This is a genomic window from Gammaproteobacteria bacterium (genome assembly GCA_033720895.1).
Lineage (GTDB): Bacteria > Pseudomonadota > Gammaproteobacteria > Natronospirales > JAJUFS01 > JAWWBS01.
In genome coordinates, this window is sequence record JAWWBS010000043.1 from 1 (window position 1) to 18,836 (window position 18,836).

An 18,836-nucleotide genomic window follows, 5' to 3' on the forward strand; every position below is an offset into this window, starting at 1 on the left:
GAAGTATTCCGACTCGTCCGCCGCCTCGCCCGGAAAGCCCGCCGAGAAGGTCACCACTTCCTTGCCGGCCCTCCGGGCCGCAGCAACGATGCAGGTGGAATCCAGCCCACCGGAGAGGCAGACGCCGACCGGCACGTCTGCACGGTAGCGAAGCGCCACCGAATCGACGAGCAAATGGTCGAAACGCTCCAGCAAGTCATCGCCGGACAGTGCTTCCCCGCTTTCCACGAGCGCGCTGTCGTCGTAATAACGGTGCTCGTCCACGCTGCCATCTTCATCAAGGGCGATGAAACACCCCGGCCGCACGACATGGATGTTGCTGGCAAGCGTGCGGCCGTGGAATTCATTCTTCCTGAGCCGCATCGACATCAGCAGGTCATCTCTCGAAATCTCCGGAACCACCCCGCCGGCGACCAACGCCGAGATTTCGGAAGCGAACGACAGCGAGCCGTCCGTTCGATGGAAGTAAAGCGGCTTGATGCCGAACCGGTCCCGGGCCAGCACCAGGCGACGGCTCGACGCATCGAGAATCGCAATGGCCCAGTCCCCGTTGAAACGCGAGAAACAGCCTTCGCCCCATTCCTGGTAAGCCGCAAGGATGACTTCGGTATCGCTACTGGTCCTGAAGTCGTATCGCGCCGACAGCTCGTCGCGCAATTCCCTGTAGTTGTAGATTTCCCCGTTGAATACCAGCATGCAGGAGCGATCCCGCATCGGCTGGTTGGCGCTGTCGGACAGGTCCACGATTTTCAGCCTGGCATGACCAAACACTGCCGGCCCGGAATGCATGAGCCCCTCGGCATCCGGCCCACGGTGATGCAGGCTGCGTGCCATGGAAAGCACCCGCCGCTCGGACTCGGACCGAGAGTACTCTCCAAAATGATATTGACCGACTATTCCGCACATTCGTCATTGACCTGGTCATTGTCCCGACTCGCGACATTGCCCACTGCAGAAAGACAAGGCGCCCGAAGTACAGGACGGACCGGGATGCTAATCCGGCTTCTTGCGAGTTGTTGCAAGGTAGTGAAGATTGTTGAAGAACATGTACCGGACAATCTTCACGCCATCGGCATTCCAGAACGGTTCGAGGAACGAAGTGACCGTGTGGTGATACTTGCCACCCGTGAAATCAACCGCCTCCGTCTTGCGAGGGCTGCGATTGAACGGAAGCACTGCGTCCTCCATATCCGTGTAGGTCCCCATCTTCCTGGGGTTCGAAGCAAAAATGGAGTAGAAAACGCCGCGAGGCGAAAGCTTCTCGTGCCACTCCTCGATGACCTTGATGGTCGCAGGACGATTCATTTCGTGCTGGTTGTAAAGCCCGGGTCCGCGCGCAAATATCAGGTCGAAAAACCCGTCCTCGAATGGCAGGCCGGCTTCTGCATCGCCAACAACGAAGTGCGAGTCATCCGCACCCAGCAGCTTCCTGGCTTTCTCGATACCGCCCGCCGCAATGTCGATACCGAAAAGTTCGAGCTCGGGGTTCACGATCTGGAAACCGCGGGACCAGATTCCATCGCCGCAACACAGATCCAGAACCCTGCCTTTCTTCGGCACCTTTATATGTTGCGAAATCCACTTTTCCACGAGTTCTTCCGTATATTGGAATCCCTGCTGGTTGGCATAGAATTCGCTCGTTGCTTCAAGCGCATCCTGTGGATTGTCATAGAGATCGTATTTCATGGTCTGTTCTCTTCGTTGCTTGCCCAGGCAAGTCGTATATCGGTAAGCGTAATTTCCGCAGGCTGCTCATCCATGCTGGAAAACAGTGCGACATCGACAAATTCCGCGATGGAGGGTGGACGGTCCAGGACCTCGATCATTTCGGCTTCGCTGCGGATGTAAGCGGCGAGCTTGCGTTCGGCGATGCCTCCCTCGGCATCGTAGTACAGGAGATAAAGCCGCGCTTCCTGGCCGGCTGAAATGCCGGCCCTGAGGGAGACTGCGAAATGCATGCCGTGCTCGACAGGCCAGCCGCAGTTCCTTACCGCCTTGCCCCAGCGGCTCCCACCGAATATCAGCAATGCATTGCGTTCACCATTCGGTGCAAAGCGGGCCGGCTCCCGATCGGTCGACAGACTCCCGCCAACCGGGAAGTATCGGCTGGCATCCAGCTCAAGCTCGAGCCGGTGGTCGAAATCAAGTTGCTCCCTGCCGGTCTCCTCGGGCTCGCGAAACGACCGGCGCACCAGCAGCCGGCCGATCCCGGCCATCAGCTTCGACACGAGGCGGCCCTGCAGCGATCGATAACCGAGCCGGGTCCGCAGTGATCCCAGGATCGCGAGGAATACGCATCGATTCCGGAACGACCATTCGGCGTATTCTCCAAGCACCCAGCGCTTGTTCCGGTTCAACGGGTCGAAGTCGGCCGGCTCGAGGAGCTCCGGATAGAACGGAATGCCCAGTCGCCTCATCGCATCGCTGAATGCGTCTGCTCCCTGGCTGATTTCCTCCAGGCGCACTCTGCGAGCATCGAGATCATCCAGGTTTTCCAGGACATCCCTGACATACCAGCAGCAACGAGCAAACGCATCGAGCGACTGCCATTCGCCTGCCGCAGGCTGCTTGTGATTGGTATCGATATCGGCGCGGTACCACTCGCGATCGTAAATGGACCGGACAACACTGGCAGGGTCGCGTACCAGGTGGAATTCCCTTGCCTCGGGAAAGGTTTCTTCCACGAGGTCGCGGAATTCTTCCAGGTAGACATTCACCTCGGCCTGGTCAAGCGGCCTGTCCTTGATGATGTCGCCGTAGTCTCCCAACAAGGCCTTCACGCGACCCCGGTCGAACTGGAGCTCGCGAAAGCCGGGACCGGTGTGCTTGCGGAACATTGCCTCGCCATTCACCAGCTGGTGATTCAAGGCATACTCGTGGCGCGCTTCCAGGCTGGTCGCCTTGTCGAGCAGGGTTGCCAGCCACTTGCTGCCGCTGCGTGCCGTCGAATAGAAGAAATGACGCTTCGGTTCTGCCATCCAGTGTATGGGGTGCATGAGCACCTGGTGGCGCCCCGTCGACAGGTCTTCCAGCAAGGGGTCCGGACTTCTTGTCCAGTTGCCGCCACTGTCGGAAAAATACCGATCGTTGTTCAGATGCGTGGCGTGATAATCGAGGCCGTGCGCCGAAAAGGAGGACTGCCAGAATTCCAGGACCTTGCCATCTTCCCTCGTCAACTTGCCTGTCGACGGATAGTCGATGGAAAACCGCGGATCGTTTCCTGGAACGCCTTCGGCACTCAGGCCGGACTCGCTGGCTGCATCCCGCGGCCGCAGGTCGCTGAACATCCAGTAATTGATGAAACCGGCCTCGTAACAGGTCTTGTCACCGTGTGCCGACACGCCCGATACATTCAGGCCCGCCTGGCGTAAATCGCCAAGCACCCTGTCCAGCTCGCTCACGGGATCCTCGATCTCGCCGCGATACCACTGCGCCAGGAAATTCAGGTGCAGGCCGACTTCATGACCGAATGCCTGTATCTGCATGGCCTTATCGAGAAAGCCGTCCGCAGCGAAGTAATCGGCGCTGTGCAACATGAAGTAGGTCGAACGAATGCCGCGTTCCGATTCCCAGTACGCCATCTCCAGGGCCATGTCGATGTCATGGTCGACATCATGGCGCAGGGCAATGAAATCGCCCTCGGCATCGGCCGCATCACGCAAGGTGACGGTCCGACCAAAGTGGTCCAGGTACCTGAAATATGCGTCGCTGACCGACATCAGGTTTCCAGAGCCTCGTAGATATCCAGCAACTTGCGGCCTTCGCTCTCCCAATTGAAGGCACGAGCAGCAGCATCCATGTTGTTGATGACATTCGCCTGGAACTGATGATCCGTTCTTACCTTGTCGATTGCCCTGGCGATGCTTTCCGGAGATTCCGGATCGAACAGCAAGCCGACATCGTAACTCGACACGATCTTCTTGAGTTCGGGAAAATCGCTCGCGACGATGGGCAGGCCGGAAAGGATGTACTCGAAGACCTTGTTCGGCGAACAATAATAGTAACTGAGGCAGGCATTCTCGATCGGCGCGATGCCGATATCGGCACTGGCCGCGTAGGCCGTGACTTCCTCGCTCGGCACCGGACCGAAGAAATGCACCTTGCTTTCAACGCCTTCGTCGGCCGCCCAGCGCTTCAGCTCGTCGAGAAAAGCGGGCTGGCCCGGGCCCATTAGCACGAGATGGCATTCATCAAGCAACTTCATGCTGCTGATTGCCTGCTTCAGGCCCCGGTTGAACGTGATGGCACCGAGATACAGGACGACTGTCTGTCCTTCATCGATGCCAAGCGCTTCCTTCAATTTCACCTGGTCGGAATTTTCGAAGCGCTTGCCGGATGGCGTGTTCATGATGACATGGAAATCATCAACACCGTATTGCCTGCCAAGCGCCTTGGCAATCGACTCGTTCACGGTGATGTTGGCCGCAGCCGCACGAACAAACCTGCGTTCCATGCGCTGTCTCAACCACTTGCCAAGCCAGCTGTAGCGGTGCTGCATGTTCCGCTCGAGATAATACTCATGGGAGTCGTACACCAGCGGCTTGTCGAACTTCCTGGCCAGGTGCCACGCTACCGGCATGGTATTGAGGTCATGCGCCTGGTAGACATCGAAGCGCTCGTTTGCGAGTGCATCGACCGACCGGGCGTAGAAATCCAGGAAACAGAATTGCCGATGAAAAGGCATCAGGAAGAACTTCAGCAGCTTGCCCATCTGCCGCTTCAACCAGGACGCCATCAGTTTGACGGGTCGCTTGACCAGGAAGACGTAGGACTTGCGCAGCAAGGCGCGTGCCAGGCGCCAGGCACGCCGCAGGATGGAGACTATCTTCTTCTGCACCAGCCGCGCCGCCTTGAGGCTGAAAAGCACCAGCGCTTCGAAGCGTCCACGCAGGCCGGTCGATCGTTGCATGGCCAGGCCCAGCCGCTCACGTACCATCGGGTGCAGCAGGATCAGGGGCAACAGGGGCAGGCCGATTATGCCGAGCACGATCTCGAGCAGCCCGAGATCGGCATAGCCCCGCTCTCCGAGCGGCCTGGAATCCTTGCCAGCCCGTTCGGACCGGCGTCGCACCCAGGCGACCAGGCGATCAATGCGCAGCAGTCGACCCGCACCGGAAAAAACACGGCGCAGGCCTCGCTTGAGCATGCCGACCAGGCGCGCCAGGGGGGCCATCGAGCTGACAGCGCGTATGGCGCGGATGTGCCAGGGAAGACGCTCGACCCTGAGGATTCGATAACCCGCCCTGAACTCTTCGACCGGCAAGTCATCAGCCCTGAGGCACACAACCGTTACCGCGTAACCGGCGGCGGCAAGGGTCGATGCCTGCTTGTGCACGCGCGCGTCGTGGGTGAACGTGTTGTACACGAACATGCAGACGCGGCGCTGGCCTTCCTGTTGCTGGCCGGGGGATGTCATGGCGATGTCACTCACACCCGGGCAAGACAGGCGACGACCTTATCCATGTCCTCGTCACGCAAATAGGGACCGAACGGCAGGCTCAGCACATCTGCCGATGCCTCCTCGGAAGCTGCCAGGCTGCCTTTCACGTAACCCAACTGTGCATAAGCCGTCTGGAGGTGCAGTGGTGACGGATAGTAAACCGCGCTGGGAATGCCTGCGTCGGAAAGCGCGGCCTGGTAATCGGCACGTCGACCGCCGCAACGAATGGTGTACTGCGCCCAGGCGCTGCTGAATCCTTCCGGCGTCGCCGGCGGCGTGACGGCCGGCACTTCGCTGGCGAGCAGCGATGCGTATCGGTCGGCAATGCGCTGCCTCGCATCGACCTCGTCACCGAAAAGTTCCCACTTTGCCAGCAGGATGGCGGCCTGCAGAGTATCGAGACGGGCATTCAGGCCGATACGCTTGTTGTCGTACTTGTCCTCGCCCTTGCCATGCACGCGGATGCTGCGCATGACATCGGCCAGGTCGGCGTCGTTCGTGAAGATCATGCCGCCGTCGCCATAGCAACCGAAGGGCTTGGCCGGGAAGAAACTCGTCGTTGCAACATGGCCGAAAGAACAGCTGCGGGCGTCGCCGATCGCGCCACCGAAAGATTGCGCGGCATCCTCGATCAGGAGGAGATCATGCGCCTTGCAGATCGCTTCGATCCGCGGGTAATCCGCTGGCAGGCCGAACATGTCGACGGCAATCACTGCCGCCAGGCGCGAGTTCTCGAAATCGAGATTCTCGGGCAGCGGGTAGATGCTGCGATCGCCCTTCTGAATGGCTTCAATCGCCTTTTCGAGCGCATCCGGGTCCATGTTGTAGGTGACCGGATCGATATCGACAAACACCGGTGTGGCGCCCAGCAGGGAGATGACTTCCGCCGATGCCATGAAGGTAAAGGGCGAGGTGATGACAATGTCGCCGGGCCCGAAACCTCGCGCCATCAATGGCATCACCAGGGCGTCGGTGCCCGACGAGCAGGAGATCGCGTGCTCCGAACCGACATACTCCGCGAGCACCTCCTCGAGCTCCGCAACTTCCGGACCCATGATGTACTTGCCATGATCGAGCACGGCGGCGATGCGGCGATCGACGTCTGCACGGATCAGTTTCTGCTGCGCTTCAAGATCGATGAACTGCATGATTTCTGCTACTCGCTCTCGCCGAGGAATTCACAACGGCTTGCTGATATTGAATAACGACGTGCGCAATCCGGGCATGCGGTTTCGCCTTCCGAGCGCGGCAGGGAAGTACCGCACTGGCACGCCCAGCCAATGCGACGAGCCGGGACACCGGCCATCATGGCGTAAGGCTCCACGTCACGATTGACCACGGCGCCGGCGGCAATGAAGGCCCACTCGCCAATCGTCACCCCGCAAACGATAGTCGCGTTGGCCCCGATGCTGGCATCGTGACGGACACGGGTCTCGTGGTAGGCACCGCTGTCGTTGCGCGGGAACGAACAACGGGGCGTGCGCACGTTGGTAAAAACCATGCTCGGGCCGCAGAAGACGTTGTCTTCCAGGACCACACCCTCGTAGACCGACACGTTGTTCTGGATCTTGACGTTGTTGCCGATCGTCACGTTGTTCGCCACGAAGACGTTCTGGCCAAGCGAACAGCGCTCGCCGATCACCGCAGACCCGCAGACGTGAACCCAGTGCCAGACGCGGCTGTCATCGCCGATCCTTGCGCCGTCATCCACGATCGCGGTTTCGTGCCTGGTGTATCCCATGCTCAGTACTCCAGCGGAAGGGAGACCGGTCGCTTGTCACGTGCCGAAAGGTAGGACGCAATCAACAGCTCCAGCGACTTGAGACCTTCGCGACCATCGGTTTCCGGCCGGGCCTTGCCGCGCAGCACGTCCACCACGTTCTCGTAGTAGAGCGGATGACCGAAGCCATAGACCGACGTCGTCTCGTAGCTGGACTGCTTGACCAGCTCGTCATCCGGATCCGAGTCCTCGAACTCCCAGTGCTGCACTTCGTTGACCGCCACACCGCCGACCCTGACGGTACCCTTCTCGCCGATGATCGTGATCGAACCCTCGAAATTCTTCGGGTAGGTCAGCATGGTCACGTTCACCGAGCCGAGCGCGCCGGAGCGCCATTTCAGGCTGATCACGCCGGTGTCCTCGGCCTGGATGTTGCGCTCCAGTGTCGCGGTCTGCGAATAGACGCTTTCGACCGGACCGATGATCCAGGTAAGCAGGTCGATGTAGTGGCTGGCCTGGTTCATGAACGCGCCGCCATCGTATTCCCACGTGCCGCGCCATGAGGCTGCGTCGTAGTATTCCTGCGGACGTGTCCAGAACACGTTCAGGTTGGCCATGTAGATGCGGCCAAAGCGACCCTTCTCCATGGCTCGCTTCAGCAGCTGCAAGGTCGCATTGCGGCGATTCTGCTTGACCACGAAAAGGTGCACACCCGCGCGATCGCAGGCCTTGACCATGCGCTTGCCGTCCGCCCAGCGCGTTGCCATCGGCTTCTCGGTCACGACATGGAGGCCGGCCTCGGCTGCGGCAACGGTCTGGTCGGGATGCAGGCCGGACGGTGTGGTGATCGAAACCACATCCGCACCCGAGTCCCGCAGCATTTCGTCATAATCGGCAAAGCCGCGCGCACCCGTGCGGTCCACCGCCTTCTTCAAGGCGTCGGCATTGTCATCGCATACCGCGACGAGATCGATATTGTCGGCGTGCTTCTCGATGGCTTCGAAATGCTTGTCGGCAATGCGGCCGCAACCCACGAGTGCCCACTTGATCTTGCGGTCGGTAATCGGCGTGTTTTGCTTGCTCATGTTCCTGTCCCTGCCTCAGGCCTTGACGACATTGTCTTTGTCGGCAGCAAAAACGCCGCGCGTATCGACAATGATCTGGGCCGAATTCTCTATCAGTGCGTAGTCGAAATCGTCGTGATCGGTGGTGAGCACCACGCAATCGAAAGCAGCAATCGTCTCGGCATCCAGCGCCACGCTGGAAAGGTCGAAATGGTGCTCGCGCATCTTCGGAAAGACCGGCACGTACGGGTCGGAGTACGCAACCTCCGCGCCGCGCTCTTCCAGCAACTCCATGATCTCCACCGACGGCGATTCGCGCATGTCATCGACGTTCTTCTTGTAGGCGATTCCCAGCACGAGAACCTTGCTGCCATAGATGGCCTTGCGCTTGCGATTCAATGCGTCGGCAATCTTGCCGATCACCCACTCGGGCATGGCCGAATTGACTTCGCCAGCCAGCTCGATGAAGCGGGTATGCAGGTTGTACTCGCGCGCCTTCCACGTCAGGTAGAAGGGATCGATGGGGATGCAGTGACCGCCGAGACCGGGGCCCGGCTTGTAGGGCACGAAACCGAACGGCTTGGTTGCCGCCGCATCGATGACCTCGTGAATGTCGATGCCCATGCGATCGGCCACGACCTTCATCTCGTTGACCAGGCCGATATTGACGGCACGATGGATGTTTTCCAGCAACTTGGTCATCTCGGCAGCCCGCGTCGAGCTCACCGTCACGACCTTGTCGATGACCTGGCCGTACAGCGCCTCGCCCACTTTCAGGCAGCCTTCGCTGTGCCCGCCGCAGACCTTGGGAATCGTGCGCGTCGTGAAATCAGGATTGCCCGGGTCCTCGCGTTCCGGCGAGTACACCAGGAAGTAATCCTTGCCGACCACATGGCCATTGCGCTCGATCCTGGGCAGCAATTCTTCCTCGGTGGTTCCGGGGTAGGTCGTGCTCTCCAGCGACATCACCTGGCCGGCTCGCAGATGGGGCTCCAGGGCTTCCACCGTATTCACCACGAAACTGAGATCCGGCTCGCGGTACTTGTTCAGCGGCGTGGGCACGCAGATGATCAACGCATCGACATCACGTGCGCGCGAGAAATCCGTTGTCGCCTCGAAGCCGGCAGCATTGGCGCCACGAATCGCATCCGAGGATATGTGCTTGATGTAAGTCTCGCCCGCTTCGAGCTTCCTGACCTTCTCCTCGTCGACATCAAAGCCCACGACCTTGTAGCCGACTTCGGAGTAACGCAGCATCAGCGGCAGGCCGACATAACCCAGGCCGACAATGCCGATCACCGCTTCCCGGTCGTTCATCTTCTTCAAAAGCGTTTCAAGCTGATCCATCTTGGTTTCCAGTTAACTTTTCAATTCGTTGACACTGCTGCCACGGCTGAATCCGGTCAGTCGCGACTCCGACCCGCCATCAGCGCACGAAGCCGTACTTCTCGAGCTTCAGGATGATGGCGTGCGCCGCTTCGTCGGGCGACATGTCGCGCGTATCGATGCGCATTTCCGGGTTTTCCGGCTCTTCGTAGGGATCGCTGATGCCGGTGAATTCCTTGATGATCCCCTGGCGCGCCTTGGCGTAGAGGCCCTTCCGGTCACGCTCCTCGCAGACTTCCAGTGGCGTGGCCACATGTACCTCGATGAAGCCACCGAGCGGTTCGATCATTTCGCGCACGATCCGACGGGTCGCCGCATAAGGCGCAATCGGTGCGCAGATGGCCGTGCCGCCATTCTTGGTGATCTCGCTGGCCACGTAGCCGATGCGCTCGATGTTGATGTTGCGATGTTCTTTCGAAAAGCCGAGCTCGCTGGAGAGGTGCTTTCGAACGAGATCGCCATCCAGCATCGTGACGCGGCGGCCGCCAAGCTCCATGAGCTTGACCATCAAGGCATTGGCAATGGTCGACTTGCCCGAGCCGGAAAGCCCGGTGAAGAAAACCGTGAAGCCCTGCTCGTGCCGCGGCGGGTGCGTCTTGCGCAGCTCCTCGACCACATCCGGGAAGGAGAACCATTCCGGAATGTCGAGCCCTTCCTGCAGGCGCCGACGAAACTCGGTGCCGGAAATGTTCAGTACCGTCTCGCCCTCGCGGGTTTCGTCAATCGGCACGTACTCGGCACGTTCCTTCACGTAGACCATCATCTGGAAGGGGATCATCTTGATGTCGAGCTCGTCCTCGAACTTCGTCACCAGCTCCTGGGCATCGTAAGGACCGTAGAAATCCTCACCGGCCGAATTCTTGCCCGGACCCGCGTGGTCACGGCCGACAATCAGGTGAGAGAAACCGAAGTTCTTGCGAATGATCGCGTGCCACACCGCCTCTCGCGGACCGCCCATGCGCATGGCCAGCGGCAGCAGTGAAAGCATGGTGCTCTTTTCAGGGTAGTGCGTGATCAGGTGTTCGTAGCAACGCACGCGGGTGTAGTGGTCGATATCACCCGGCTTGGTCATGCCCACCACGGGCTGGATCACCAGGTTGGCCTCGGCCATGCGGGCAGCGCGGAACGTGAGCTCCTGGTGCGCACGGTGCATCGGGTTGCGAGTCTGGAAGGCCACGATCTTGTTCCAGCCCAGCTTGGCGAACTTGTCGCGCATTTCCCGCGGCGTGTCCCGCAGGTGGCGGAAATCGTAATGCACCGGCGATTCCACACCGTGCAGGCGACCACCCACGTAAACCGGGTTTGCAATGTTGTGCAGGTAGTGGACTGCCGGGTGCGCCTGGTCATCGGAACCGAACACCTGCTTCGCCTCGGCGGATTTGTCGGGCGACCAGAGCGATTCGACATCCATCACGGCAATCAGCACGCCCTCGGGATCGCGCAAGGCGATGCGCTGGCCGGTCTTCAACTGGTCCGCGAACTCCTGCGACACGTCCAGCGTGACCGGCATCGGCCACAGCGTGCCGTCCGCCAGTCGCATGTCCTTCAGAACGGCCGCGTAATCAGCTTCTCGCATGAAACCATCGAGTGGCGAAAACGCGCCATTCAACAGCAGTTCGATGTCGCACAGCTGTCGCGCCGTGAGATCCCAGGATGGCAACTGCTTGGCTTCAGTCTTGAGGGTGCCAATATCGTCGGGCGAGGCAAAGAGCTCCTTGAGCTCGCCTCCATGAGGCTTGATCAGATCAGTCATTGGTTCGAATAGTCCAGGGTTGGTGCGTGATAGTCATCGTGGTGCGCTGACACTTGTCCTCAGAAGGGAATGTCATCGTCGAAATCGGAACCACCGCTTGCCGGCGCCGGCTTGCTCGAAGGAGAGGACTGCGGACGGGCACCGCCGCCGCCAAAGTCACCACCGCCCGAGCCGCCGCGACCACCCAGCATCTGCATTTCATTGCAGATGATGTCGGTCGAGTAATGCGTCTGGCCTTCCTTCTCGTAGCTGGAGGTCTGCAGCTTGCCTTCGATATAGACCTGGGAACCCTTCTTGAGGTACTCGCCCATGATCTCGGCAAGGCGGCCGAACGCCGTAATCCTGTGCCACTCGGTGCGCTCCTGCTGCTCGCCGGTCTGCTTGTCCTTCCACTGGTCGGACGTTGCCACCCGGATCTTGGTGACAGCATTGCCATTGGCGGAATACCGCGTCTCCGGATCTGCGCCCAGGTTGCCGACGAGAATGACCTTGTTGATTCCCCTTGCCATGCTGAACCCTCTCAACTCGTTGATTTTGAAAAAAATTAACCCCGCGCGCCACGAGAGCATCGCAACGGCAGGCGAAGCGACCATTCTACCGGACTCAAGCCCCCGAAACATGGAAGATTTGCCGCGATAAGGGAAAAATTGGACCTCGGGGGGCAAATTCGCGCGCGGAATTTTACGGACAAGCAATCCGCATTTCTAGGGATATAGAGACGCCAGGTACGGCAAGCACTCCAGAAATCGCCCGGAACCCGCCGGGCCGGTCCGGGGCAAGGTCAGGTGTCGGCCTGGCGGCCTCTCCATTGCCCGACAAGCAGTGCCACCAGCCACAGCACGGTCAGCAGGATGCCGGCCACCAGCAGCGAGGCCCCGTCGAGGTGTTGCAGCAGGATTCCACCACCGAGGCCGCCCACGAAAGCCCCGGCAAACTGCCCGGTGGAATACCAGCCCATGGCAGCGCCCCGCGTGGCCGCTTCAGCCCGCAGGCTGACCCGCGCCGGAAGGTGGGCCTCGACGAAGTTGAATCCGCCGAAGAAGCACAGCAGGCCGGCATAGACCGGCCAGTTGCCGCCGAGCAACCACAAGCCCAGGGCCAGGCCCAGCAACACCACGCCAAGGCCCAGCGCCAGCCGGGAATGAAGACGTTCCTGGATCAGCATGAGGAGGCCGAGCGGCAACAGGGAGGCCAGCATGATCGGTGCATAAACCTGGCCATGCTGCCCCACCGGCAATCCCAGTCGCTCGACCAGCAGGCCCGGGACGACCAGGAACACAGCGGTCAGCAAGGCATGCAGCAGCAGGGCCATCAGTGCCTCCGGCATGACCGCCCTGCCCGCCATGAGCCCGCTTCTAAGGCCCTTGCGCCGGTCAGAGGACCGCGCGGCCGGCACGGTATCCGGCACCAGCCAGAGCAAGGGCACGATACTGAGGGTTGCCAGCAGGGCGGTCAGCAGGAACAGGCCGTCTACGCCAAATACGCTGGCCAGCAAGGGCCCTACGATAAACGCGAGCAGGAAGGCCGAACCGATGGATATGCCGATCAGGGCCATGGCGCGGGTCCGCAGCGCCGGTGCGGTCAGGTCTCCCACCAGGGCTGTTACGACGGCCGAAATGGCGCCTGCACCCTGCAGGGCACGACCCATCACCAGCCAGAAGGCGGTTTCCGCCTGCCATGCCAGCAGGCTCCCGGCGGCGAACACCAACAGGCCAGCGACGATCACGGGCTTGCGCCCGATACGGTCGGACAGCCAGCCCATCGGCAGCTGCAAGACAGCCTGGGTCAGGCCATAGATGCCCATCGCCAGCCCCACCAGCAGGGCCGTTCCGCCCGGCAGGCGCTCCACGTACAAGGCCAGCACGGGCAGCACCATGAACAGGCCCAGCATGCGCAGGCCCAGCGTACCCGCCAGCGTGGTAACGCCGAGCCAATGGGTTTTTTCATGCGCCTGCGCGCCGGATGCTGCCAAGGGTGGTTGGGATGACATTCTTGTTGCTGCCGTAGGTATGCGGGCCGTCGGCCGGCGAGGACGAGCACCGGCCTGGAACTCGGCGCATCATATCAGGTCACTGCCAAGCCGTCCGACCCCGGTCGGCCGGCGCCCAGGATGGCTTTGCGCCGAATTAGTCCGAACGCGTATAATATCAGGTTCGCTTACCCAAAGAGCTCATGCATGGACACTATCCATATCCGCGGCGCGCGGACCCACAACCTCAAGAACATCGACGTTGACCTGCCACGCGAGAAGCTGATCGTGATCACGGGCCTGTCCGGATCGGGCAAGTCGTCGCTGGCATTCGACACGGTATATGCAGAGGGCCAGCGACGCTACGTGGAATCGCTGTCGGCCTACGCGCGCCAGTTCCTGTCCATGATGGAAAAACCGGATGTCGATGACATCCAGGGCTTGTCGCCGGCCATTTCCATCGAGCAGAAGTCGACGTCGCACAACCCGCGCTCGACGGTCGGCACGGTCACCGAAATCCACGACTACATGCGCCTGCTGTTCGCGCGCGCCGGCCAGCCACGCTGCCCCGACCACGACACCGATCTCGAGGCCCAGACTGTCAGCCAGATGGTGGACCACGTGCTGGAGCAGCCCGAGGGGACCAAGCTGATGCTGCTGGCGCCGGTGATCGCCGATCGCAAGGGCGAGCACGTGCAGGTGCTGGCCGACCTCCGCGCGCAGGGTTTCATCCGCGCCAGGATCAATGGCGAGGTGGTCGACCTTGACCAGCCGCCAACCCTGGACCTGCGCAAGAAGCACACCATCGAAGCCGTGGTCGATCGCTTCAAGGTCCGTGACGACTTGCAGCAACGCCTTGCCGAGTCTTTCGAGACGGCCCTGGCCATGGCTGATGGTGTGGCCAAGGTCGTGCCGATGGAAGGCAGTGGCGAGGAGCTGGTGTTCTCCTCGCGCTTTGCGTGCAACATCTGCGGCTATTCGCTAAGCGAGCTGGAGCCGCGGCTGTTCTCCTTCAACAATCCGGTCGGTGCCTGCCCGACCTGTGACGGCCTGGGCATGAAGCAGTTCTTCGACCCTGACCGCGTGGTCGTGCATCCGCACCTGTCACTGGCTGCCGGCGCGATTCGCGGCTGGGACAAGCGCAATGCCTACTACTTCCAGATGATCAAGTCGCTGGCCGCCCATTTCGACTTCGATGTAGAAACACCGTACGAGGATCTCGAGCCGGACATCCGCGATGTGCTGCTGCATGGCTCGGGCGAAGAGAAGATCGAGTTCAATTATTTCAACGAGCGCGGCCGCACCTCGCCACGCAAGCACCGCTTCGAAGGCATCCTGCCAAACATGGAGCGCCGTTACCGCGAGACCGAGTCCAGCATGGTTCGCGAGGAACTGGCCAAGTACCTTTCCACTCAGGCCTGCCCGTCCTGCGACGGGACGCGCCTGAACCGTGCAGCGCGCCATGTCTATATCGGCAAGCTGTCGCTGCCGGACATTTCGGCGATGGCGGTCGGCAAGTCGCGCGACTACTTCGACAGGCTCAAGCTGCCAGGGCGTCGTGGCGAAATCGCCAAGAAGATCGTGAAGGAAATTTCCGATCGCCTGACCTTCCTGGTCGATGTCGGCCTCGACTACCTGACCCTGAACCGCAGTGCCGAAACGCTGTCCGGTGGCGAAGCCCAGCGCATTCGTCTCGCCAGCCAGATCGGCTCCGGCCTGGTCGGCGTGATGTACATCCTCGACGAGCCCTCCATCGGCTTGCACCAGCGCGACAACCAGCGCCTGCTGGACACGCTGACGAGGCTGCGCGACCTCGGCAATACCGTGATCGTGGTCGAACACGATGAAGACGCCATCCGCCAGGCCGATCACGTGCTCGACATGGGGCCGGGCGCTGGCGTGCACGGCGGTACCGTGGTTGCCCAGGGCACGCCCCGGGATGTCGAGAGGAATTCCGCCTCGCTGACCGGCCAGTACCTGTCGGGAAAGCGTGCCATTGCCGTGCCCGACATGCGTACCCCGCCGCAAAAGGACCAGAAGATCTCGATCAAGGGTGCGCGCGGCAACAACCTCAAGGACGTCGATATCGACATCCCGCTGGGCCTGATGACCTGCGTGACCGGTGTTTCCGGATCGGGCAAATCCACCCTGATCAACGACACGCTCTACAAGACCGCGGCCAAGGAACTCTACAACTCGGCGGCGGAGCCTTCGCCCTGCAAGGGCATCAAGGGTCTCGACCAGGTCGACAAGGTCATCGATATCGACCAGTCGCCCATCGGCCGCACCCCGCGTTCCAACCCGGCCACCTATACCGGCCTGTTCACGCCGATTCGCGAACTGTTTGCCGAAACACCGGAATCACGGGCCCGTGGTTACAAGCCGGGTCGTTTCTCGTTCAACGTCAAGGGCGGTCGCTGCGAAGCCTGCCAGGGCGATGGCGTCATCAAGGTGGAGATGCATTTCCTCCCGGACATCTATGTCCCCTGCGACATCTGCAAAGGCAAGCGATACAACCGCGAGACACTGGATATCCGCTACAAGGGCAAGAACATCCACGAGGTCCTCGAGATGACCATCGAGGACGCGCTCGAGTTCTTCGCGCCCGTGCCGACCATTGCCCGCAAGCTGCAGACCCTGATGGATGTCGGCCTCTCTTACGTTCGGCTGGGGCAGAACGCTACCACCCTGTCCGGCGGTGAAGCGCAGCGCGTCAAGCTGTCTCGCGAGCTGTCAAAGCGTGACACCGGAAAGACGCTTTACATCCTGGACGAGCCAACCACCGGCCTGCATTTCCATGACATCGAACAGTTGCTCGCCGTGCTGCATCGGCTGCGCGACCATGGCAATACCGTCGTGGTGATCGAACACAACCTGGACGTGATCAAGACAGCCGACTGGATCATCGACATGGGCCCGGCCGGCGGTGACGGCGGTGGCACGCTGGTGGGCGAGGGCACGCCGGAAAGCATCGCGGCAATGGAGCAGTCCCATACCGGCTACTTCCTCAAGCATCTGCTGCCGGCCGGCAAAGGCAACGCCGCCCGCGGGAAACGCAGCGCCAGCAAGTAGGTCTTTCCCTCGCGGCTCGGCATGTATACTCCTGTGAAGTCCCGTCACAGGCAGGAGAAGCATGCTCACGTTCGATGCAATGATTGCCGCCGGAACGACCTGCGTCGTGTTGCTGGCACTGGTATTCACTCGAATTTCCGCCGCAGCCATTTTTGTCGGGGCCATGACCCTGCTGCTGCTGCTCGGTGTCATCGATACGAAACAGGCACTGGCAGGTTTCTCCAATCCCGGCGTGATAACGATTGCAGCCCTGTATGTCGTCGCTGCCGGTCTGCGCAACACGGGAGCCATTGCGCTGGTTACCGGCAGGCTGTTTGGCCGGGGACAGTCCGAACGAGTCGCGCAGCTTCGCATCATGGCACCTGTCTCGCTGCTCAGTGCGTTCATGAACAACACGCCGGTCGTGGCAACCTTTGTTCCCGCAATCACGGATTGGGCGCGCAAGAACGGCTTCTCTGCGTCGCGCTTCCTGCTGCCGCTGTCCTATGCCGCGATCATCGGCGGCACGATGACGCTGATCGGCACAAGCACCAACCTGATCGTCAATGGCTTGCTGCTCGAGGAGACGGGTAGCGGTTTTCATTTCTTCGAGCTGGCCTGGCTTGGCCTGCCCTCTGCACTCATTGCATTCATTTACGTGTTCCTGTTCGGGCGTAAACTCCTTCCAAAGCGGAAATCCTCGAAGGAACAGCTCGCCGCAACGCGCGAATACACGGTCGAAATGCTGGTCGAGGAAGGCTCGCCGCTGGTCGGCCAGAGCATCGAGGCAGCCGGCCTTCGCCACCTGCCCGGCCTGTTCCTGATCGAGCTCGACCGCGCCAACACCGTCCTGCCGGCGGTCGACCCGGAAGAGCTCCTGCAGGAGAATGACCGCCTGGTCTTTGCCGGAATCGTGGATTCGATTGCCGACCTTCAGAAGATCAAGGGACTGGTGCCGGCAACCGAACAGGTCTTCAAACTCGACGCAGATCGTTCGTCACGCGCACTTTACGAGGTGGTGATCGGTCGCAACGCAGGCTTCGTGCACAAGACCGTAAAGGCCTCCGGTTTCCGCAAGCGTTTCGATGCCGTGGTCATTGCCGTATCCCGCGAGGGGGAGCGCATCAACCGCAAGATCGGCGACATCACCCTGCATCCGGGCGACACCCTGCTCCTCGAATCGGACCGCAGTTTTGCGGAACGGAACCGCGGCACCCGGGATTTCCTGCTGGTTAAACCACTGGAAGGACAAGTAACGCCCAATCACGAACGCGCAGGACTGGCCTGGGCCATTCTTGCTGGCGTGGTAGCCAGCGCCGGACTGGGGCTGCTGGAAATCCTGCATGCGGCGCTGGCCGGCGCCGGCCTGATGGTTGTTACACGCTGCCTTGATGGCGGCGAAGCACGCCGCAGCCTGGACATCGATGTACTGGTCGTCATTGCCGCTGCTTTTGCACTGGGTGCAGGACTGGAAAGCACGGGCGCAGCAGCATCACTCGCCTATGGACTGCTGGGGCTGGCCGGCAACAATCCGCTAGGCATCCTGCTCGCGATCTATGTCAGTACCGTGCTGCTGACCGAGGTACTGACCAACAATGCAGCTGCCGTACTGATGTTCCCGATCGCTCATGCGATGACCGCATCGGCCGGCCTGAACTTCATGCCCTTTGCGGTGGCCATTGCCTTTGCTGCATCCGCCAGCCTGTCCACGCCGATTGGCTACCAGACGAACCTGATGGTCTACGGGCCTGGTGGTTATCGCTTCGGGGACTACCTGCGCTTCGGCCTGCCCTTGAACGCGGTGCTGGCCGTGACTGCCATGCTCATCATCCCGCAGGTATGGCCGCTGTCCTGAACTTTCCGGCAAGATTAATTCCAGGCATGAAAAAACCGGGCACGTGGCCCGGTTTTTCTTTAACCCTGCAAGGAAGATTATTACTTGGCTTCTTCCTCGCCAGTCGCATCTTCCACAGCTTCGCCGCCATCGCGGTCGACCAGCTGGACAATCGCCATCGGCGCATTGTCACCAGCGCGGAAGCCGGCCTTCAGGATGCGCAGGTAACCACCCGGGCGCTCCTTGTAATGCGGGCCCAGGTCGGTGAACAGCTTGGTGACCATTTCGCGATCGCGCAGGCGATCGAAGACCAGGCGGCGCTTGGCGACGCTGTCTTCCTTGGACATGGTGATCAGCGGTTCGACCACGCGACGCACTTCCTTGGCCTTCGGCAACGTCGTCTTGACGACTTCGTGACGAAGAATGGAAGCGGCGAGGTTCTGCAGCATCGCCTTGCGGTGCGTGCTGTTGCGGCTCAGTTGACGGCCAGTATTACGATGACGCATGGCTTTATACCCTGTCAGTAAGTTCGGTTAACGAAGGCTCACGCCTTGTCGGCACGCAGGCTTGCCGGCGGCCAGTTCTCCAGCTTCATGCCGAGCGTCAGGCCATGCTGTGC

At 60.9% G+C, this 18,836-nt stretch carries 14 protein-coding genes; 2 read left to right on the top strand and 12 right to left on the bottom strand.

Annotated features, from left to right (window positions below; translation table 11 throughout):
- The 11 genes from asnB to R3217_07375 all read right to left on the bottom strand — a co-directional run.
- Positions 1-906 (bottom strand): asparagine synthase (glutamine-hydrolyzing) (asnB, locus tag R3217_07325; GenBank protein MDX1455247.1); only part of this gene is annotated, 906 nt, incomplete at its 3' end.
- An 87-nt stretch (positions 907-993) separates the two neighbouring features.
- Positions 994-1,686, bottom strand: coding sequence for a class I SAM-dependent methyltransferase (locus R3217_07330; protein ID MDX1455248.1), 693 nt, complete (start codon positions 1,684-1,686; stop codon positions 994-996).
- On the bottom strand, positions 1,683-3,719 hold the full coding sequence (locus R3217_07335) for a hypothetical protein (protein ID MDX1455249.1): 2,037 nt from the start codon (positions 3,717-3,719) through the stop codon (positions 1,683-1,685). The genes R3217_07330 and R3217_07335 overlap by 4 nt, the downstream gene beginning before the upstream one ends.
- Positions 3,719-5,416, bottom strand: coding sequence for a glycosyltransferase (locus R3217_07340; protein MDX1455250.1), 1,698 nt, complete (start codon positions 5,414-5,416; stop codon positions 3,719-3,721). The genes R3217_07335 and R3217_07340 overlap by 1 nt, the downstream gene beginning before the upstream one ends.
- A gap of 11 nt (positions 5,417-5,427) precedes the next feature.
- On the bottom strand, positions 5,428-6,588 hold the full coding sequence (locus tag R3217_07345; protein MDX1455251.1) for a DegT/DnrJ/EryC1/StrS family aminotransferase: 1,161 nt from the start codon (positions 6,586-6,588) through the stop codon (positions 5,428-5,430).
- 8 nt (positions 6,589-6,596) lie between these two features.
- Positions 6,597-7,181: an acyltransferase gene (locus R3217_07350; protein MDX1455252.1), complete on the bottom strand. Its 585-nt coding sequence runs from the start codon at positions 7,179-7,181 to the stop codon at positions 6,597-6,599.
- Positions 7,182-7,183: 2 nt separating this feature from the next.
- Positions 7,184-8,245 carry a Gfo/Idh/MocA family oxidoreductase gene (locus R3217_07355; GenBank protein ID MDX1455253.1) on the bottom strand — a complete coding sequence of 354 codons (1,062 nt, stop codon included), beginning with the start codon at positions 8,243-8,245 and terminating at the stop codon, positions 7,184-7,186.
- A gap of 15 nt (positions 8,246-8,260) precedes the next feature.
- Positions 8,261-9,571 (bottom strand): nucleotide sugar dehydrogenase, encoded by a 1,311-nt coding sequence (locus R3217_07360; protein ID MDX1455254.1) that lies wholly within the window; start codon positions 9,569-9,571, stop codon positions 8,261-8,263.
- 79 nt (positions 9,572-9,650) lie between these two features.
- A complete protein-coding gene (locus tag R3217_07365; protein ID MDX1455255.1) occupies positions 9,651-11,363 on the bottom strand; it encodes a bifunctional sulfate adenylyltransferase/adenylylsulfate kinase in 1,713 nt (570 codons plus the stop codon).
- A 59-nt stretch (positions 11,364-11,422) separates the two neighbouring features.
- A complete protein-coding gene (ssb, locus tag R3217_07370) occupies positions 11,423-11,872 on the bottom strand; it encodes a single-stranded DNA-binding protein (GenBank protein ID MDX1455256.1) in 450 nt (149 codons plus the stop codon).
- A 272-nt stretch (positions 11,873-12,144) separates the two neighbouring features.
- Positions 12,145-13,353 carry an MFS transporter gene (locus tag R3217_07375; protein ID MDX1455257.1) on the bottom strand — a complete coding sequence of 403 codons (1,209 nt, stop codon included), beginning with the start codon at positions 13,351-13,353 and terminating at the stop codon, positions 12,145-12,147.
- A gap of 186 nt (positions 13,354-13,539) precedes the next feature.
- On the opposite strand from R3217_07375, the gene uvrA reads away from it, so the two are divergent.
- On the top strand, positions 13,540-16,404 hold the full coding sequence (uvrA, locus tag R3217_07380; GenBank protein MDX1455258.1) for an excinuclease ABC subunit UvrA: 2,865 nt from the start codon (positions 13,540-13,542) through the stop codon (positions 16,402-16,404).
- A 61-nt stretch (positions 16,405-16,465) separates the two neighbouring features.
- Positions 16,466-18,238, top strand: coding sequence for an SLC13 family permease (locus tag R3217_07385; protein MDX1455259.1), 1,773 nt, complete (start codon positions 16,466-16,468; stop codon positions 18,236-18,238).
- A gap of 80 nt (positions 18,239-18,318) precedes the next feature.
- Here R3217_07385 and rplQ read toward each other — a convergent pair whose 3' ends face one another.
- Positions 18,319-18,723: a 50S ribosomal protein L17 gene (gene rplQ / locus R3217_07390; protein MDX1455260.1), complete on the bottom strand. Its 405-nt coding sequence runs from the start codon at positions 18,721-18,723 to the stop codon at positions 18,319-18,321.
- Positions 18,724-18,836 lie beyond the last annotated feature (113 nt).

What these genes read in the sequence shown, in the direction of transcription:
- R3217_07330 (MDX1455248.1), bottom strand. Translation starts at nt 1,686, where the DNA reads ATGAAATACGATCTCTATGACAATCCACAGGATGCGCTTGAAGCAACG.
- R3217_07335 (MDX1455249.1), bottom strand. Translation starts at nt 3,719, where the DNA reads ATGTCGGTCAGCGACGCATATTTCAGGTACCTGGACCACTTTGGTCGG.
- R3217_07340 (MDX1455250.1), bottom strand. Translation starts at nt 5,416, where the DNA reads ATGACATCCCCCGGCCAGCAACAGGAAGGCCAGCGCCGCGTCTGCATG.
- R3217_07345 (MDX1455251.1), bottom strand. Translation starts at nt 6,588, where the DNA reads ATGCAGTTCATCGATCTTGAAGCGCAGCAGAAACTGATCCGTGCAGAC.
- R3217_07350 (MDX1455252.1), bottom strand. Translation starts at nt 7,181, where the DNA reads ATGGGATACACCAGGCACGAAACCGCGATCGTGGATGACGGCGCAAGG.
- R3217_07355 (MDX1455253.1), bottom strand. Translation starts at nt 8,245, where the DNA reads ATGAGCAAGCAAAACACGCCGATTACCGACCGCAAGATCAAGTGGGCA.
- R3217_07360 (MDX1455254.1), bottom strand. Translation starts at nt 9,571, where the DNA reads ATGGATCAGCTTGAAACGCTTTTGAAGAAGATGAACGACCGGGAAGCG.
- R3217_07365 (MDX1455255.1), bottom strand. Translation starts at nt 11,363, where the DNA reads ATGACTGATCTGATCAAGCCTCATGGAGGCGAGCTCAAGGAGCTCTTT.
- ssb (MDX1455256.1), bottom strand. Translation starts at nt 11,872, where the DNA reads ATGGCAAGGGGAATCAACAAGGTCATTCTCGTCGGCAACCTGGGCGCA.
- R3217_07375 (MDX1455257.1), bottom strand. Translation starts at nt 13,353, where the DNA reads ATGTCATCCCAACCACCCTTGGCAGCATCCGGCGCGCAGGCGCATGAA.
- uvrA (MDX1455258.1), top strand. Translation starts at nt 13,540, where the DNA reads ATGGACACTATCCATATCCGCGGCGCGCGGACCCACAACCTCAAGAAC.
- R3217_07385 (MDX1455259.1), top strand. Translation starts at nt 16,466, where the DNA reads ATGCTCACGTTCGATGCAATGATTGCCGCCGGAACGACCTGCGTCGTG.
- rplQ (MDX1455260.1), bottom strand. Translation starts at nt 18,723, where the DNA reads ATGCGTCATCGTAATACTGGCCGTCAACTGAGCCGCAACAGCACGCAC.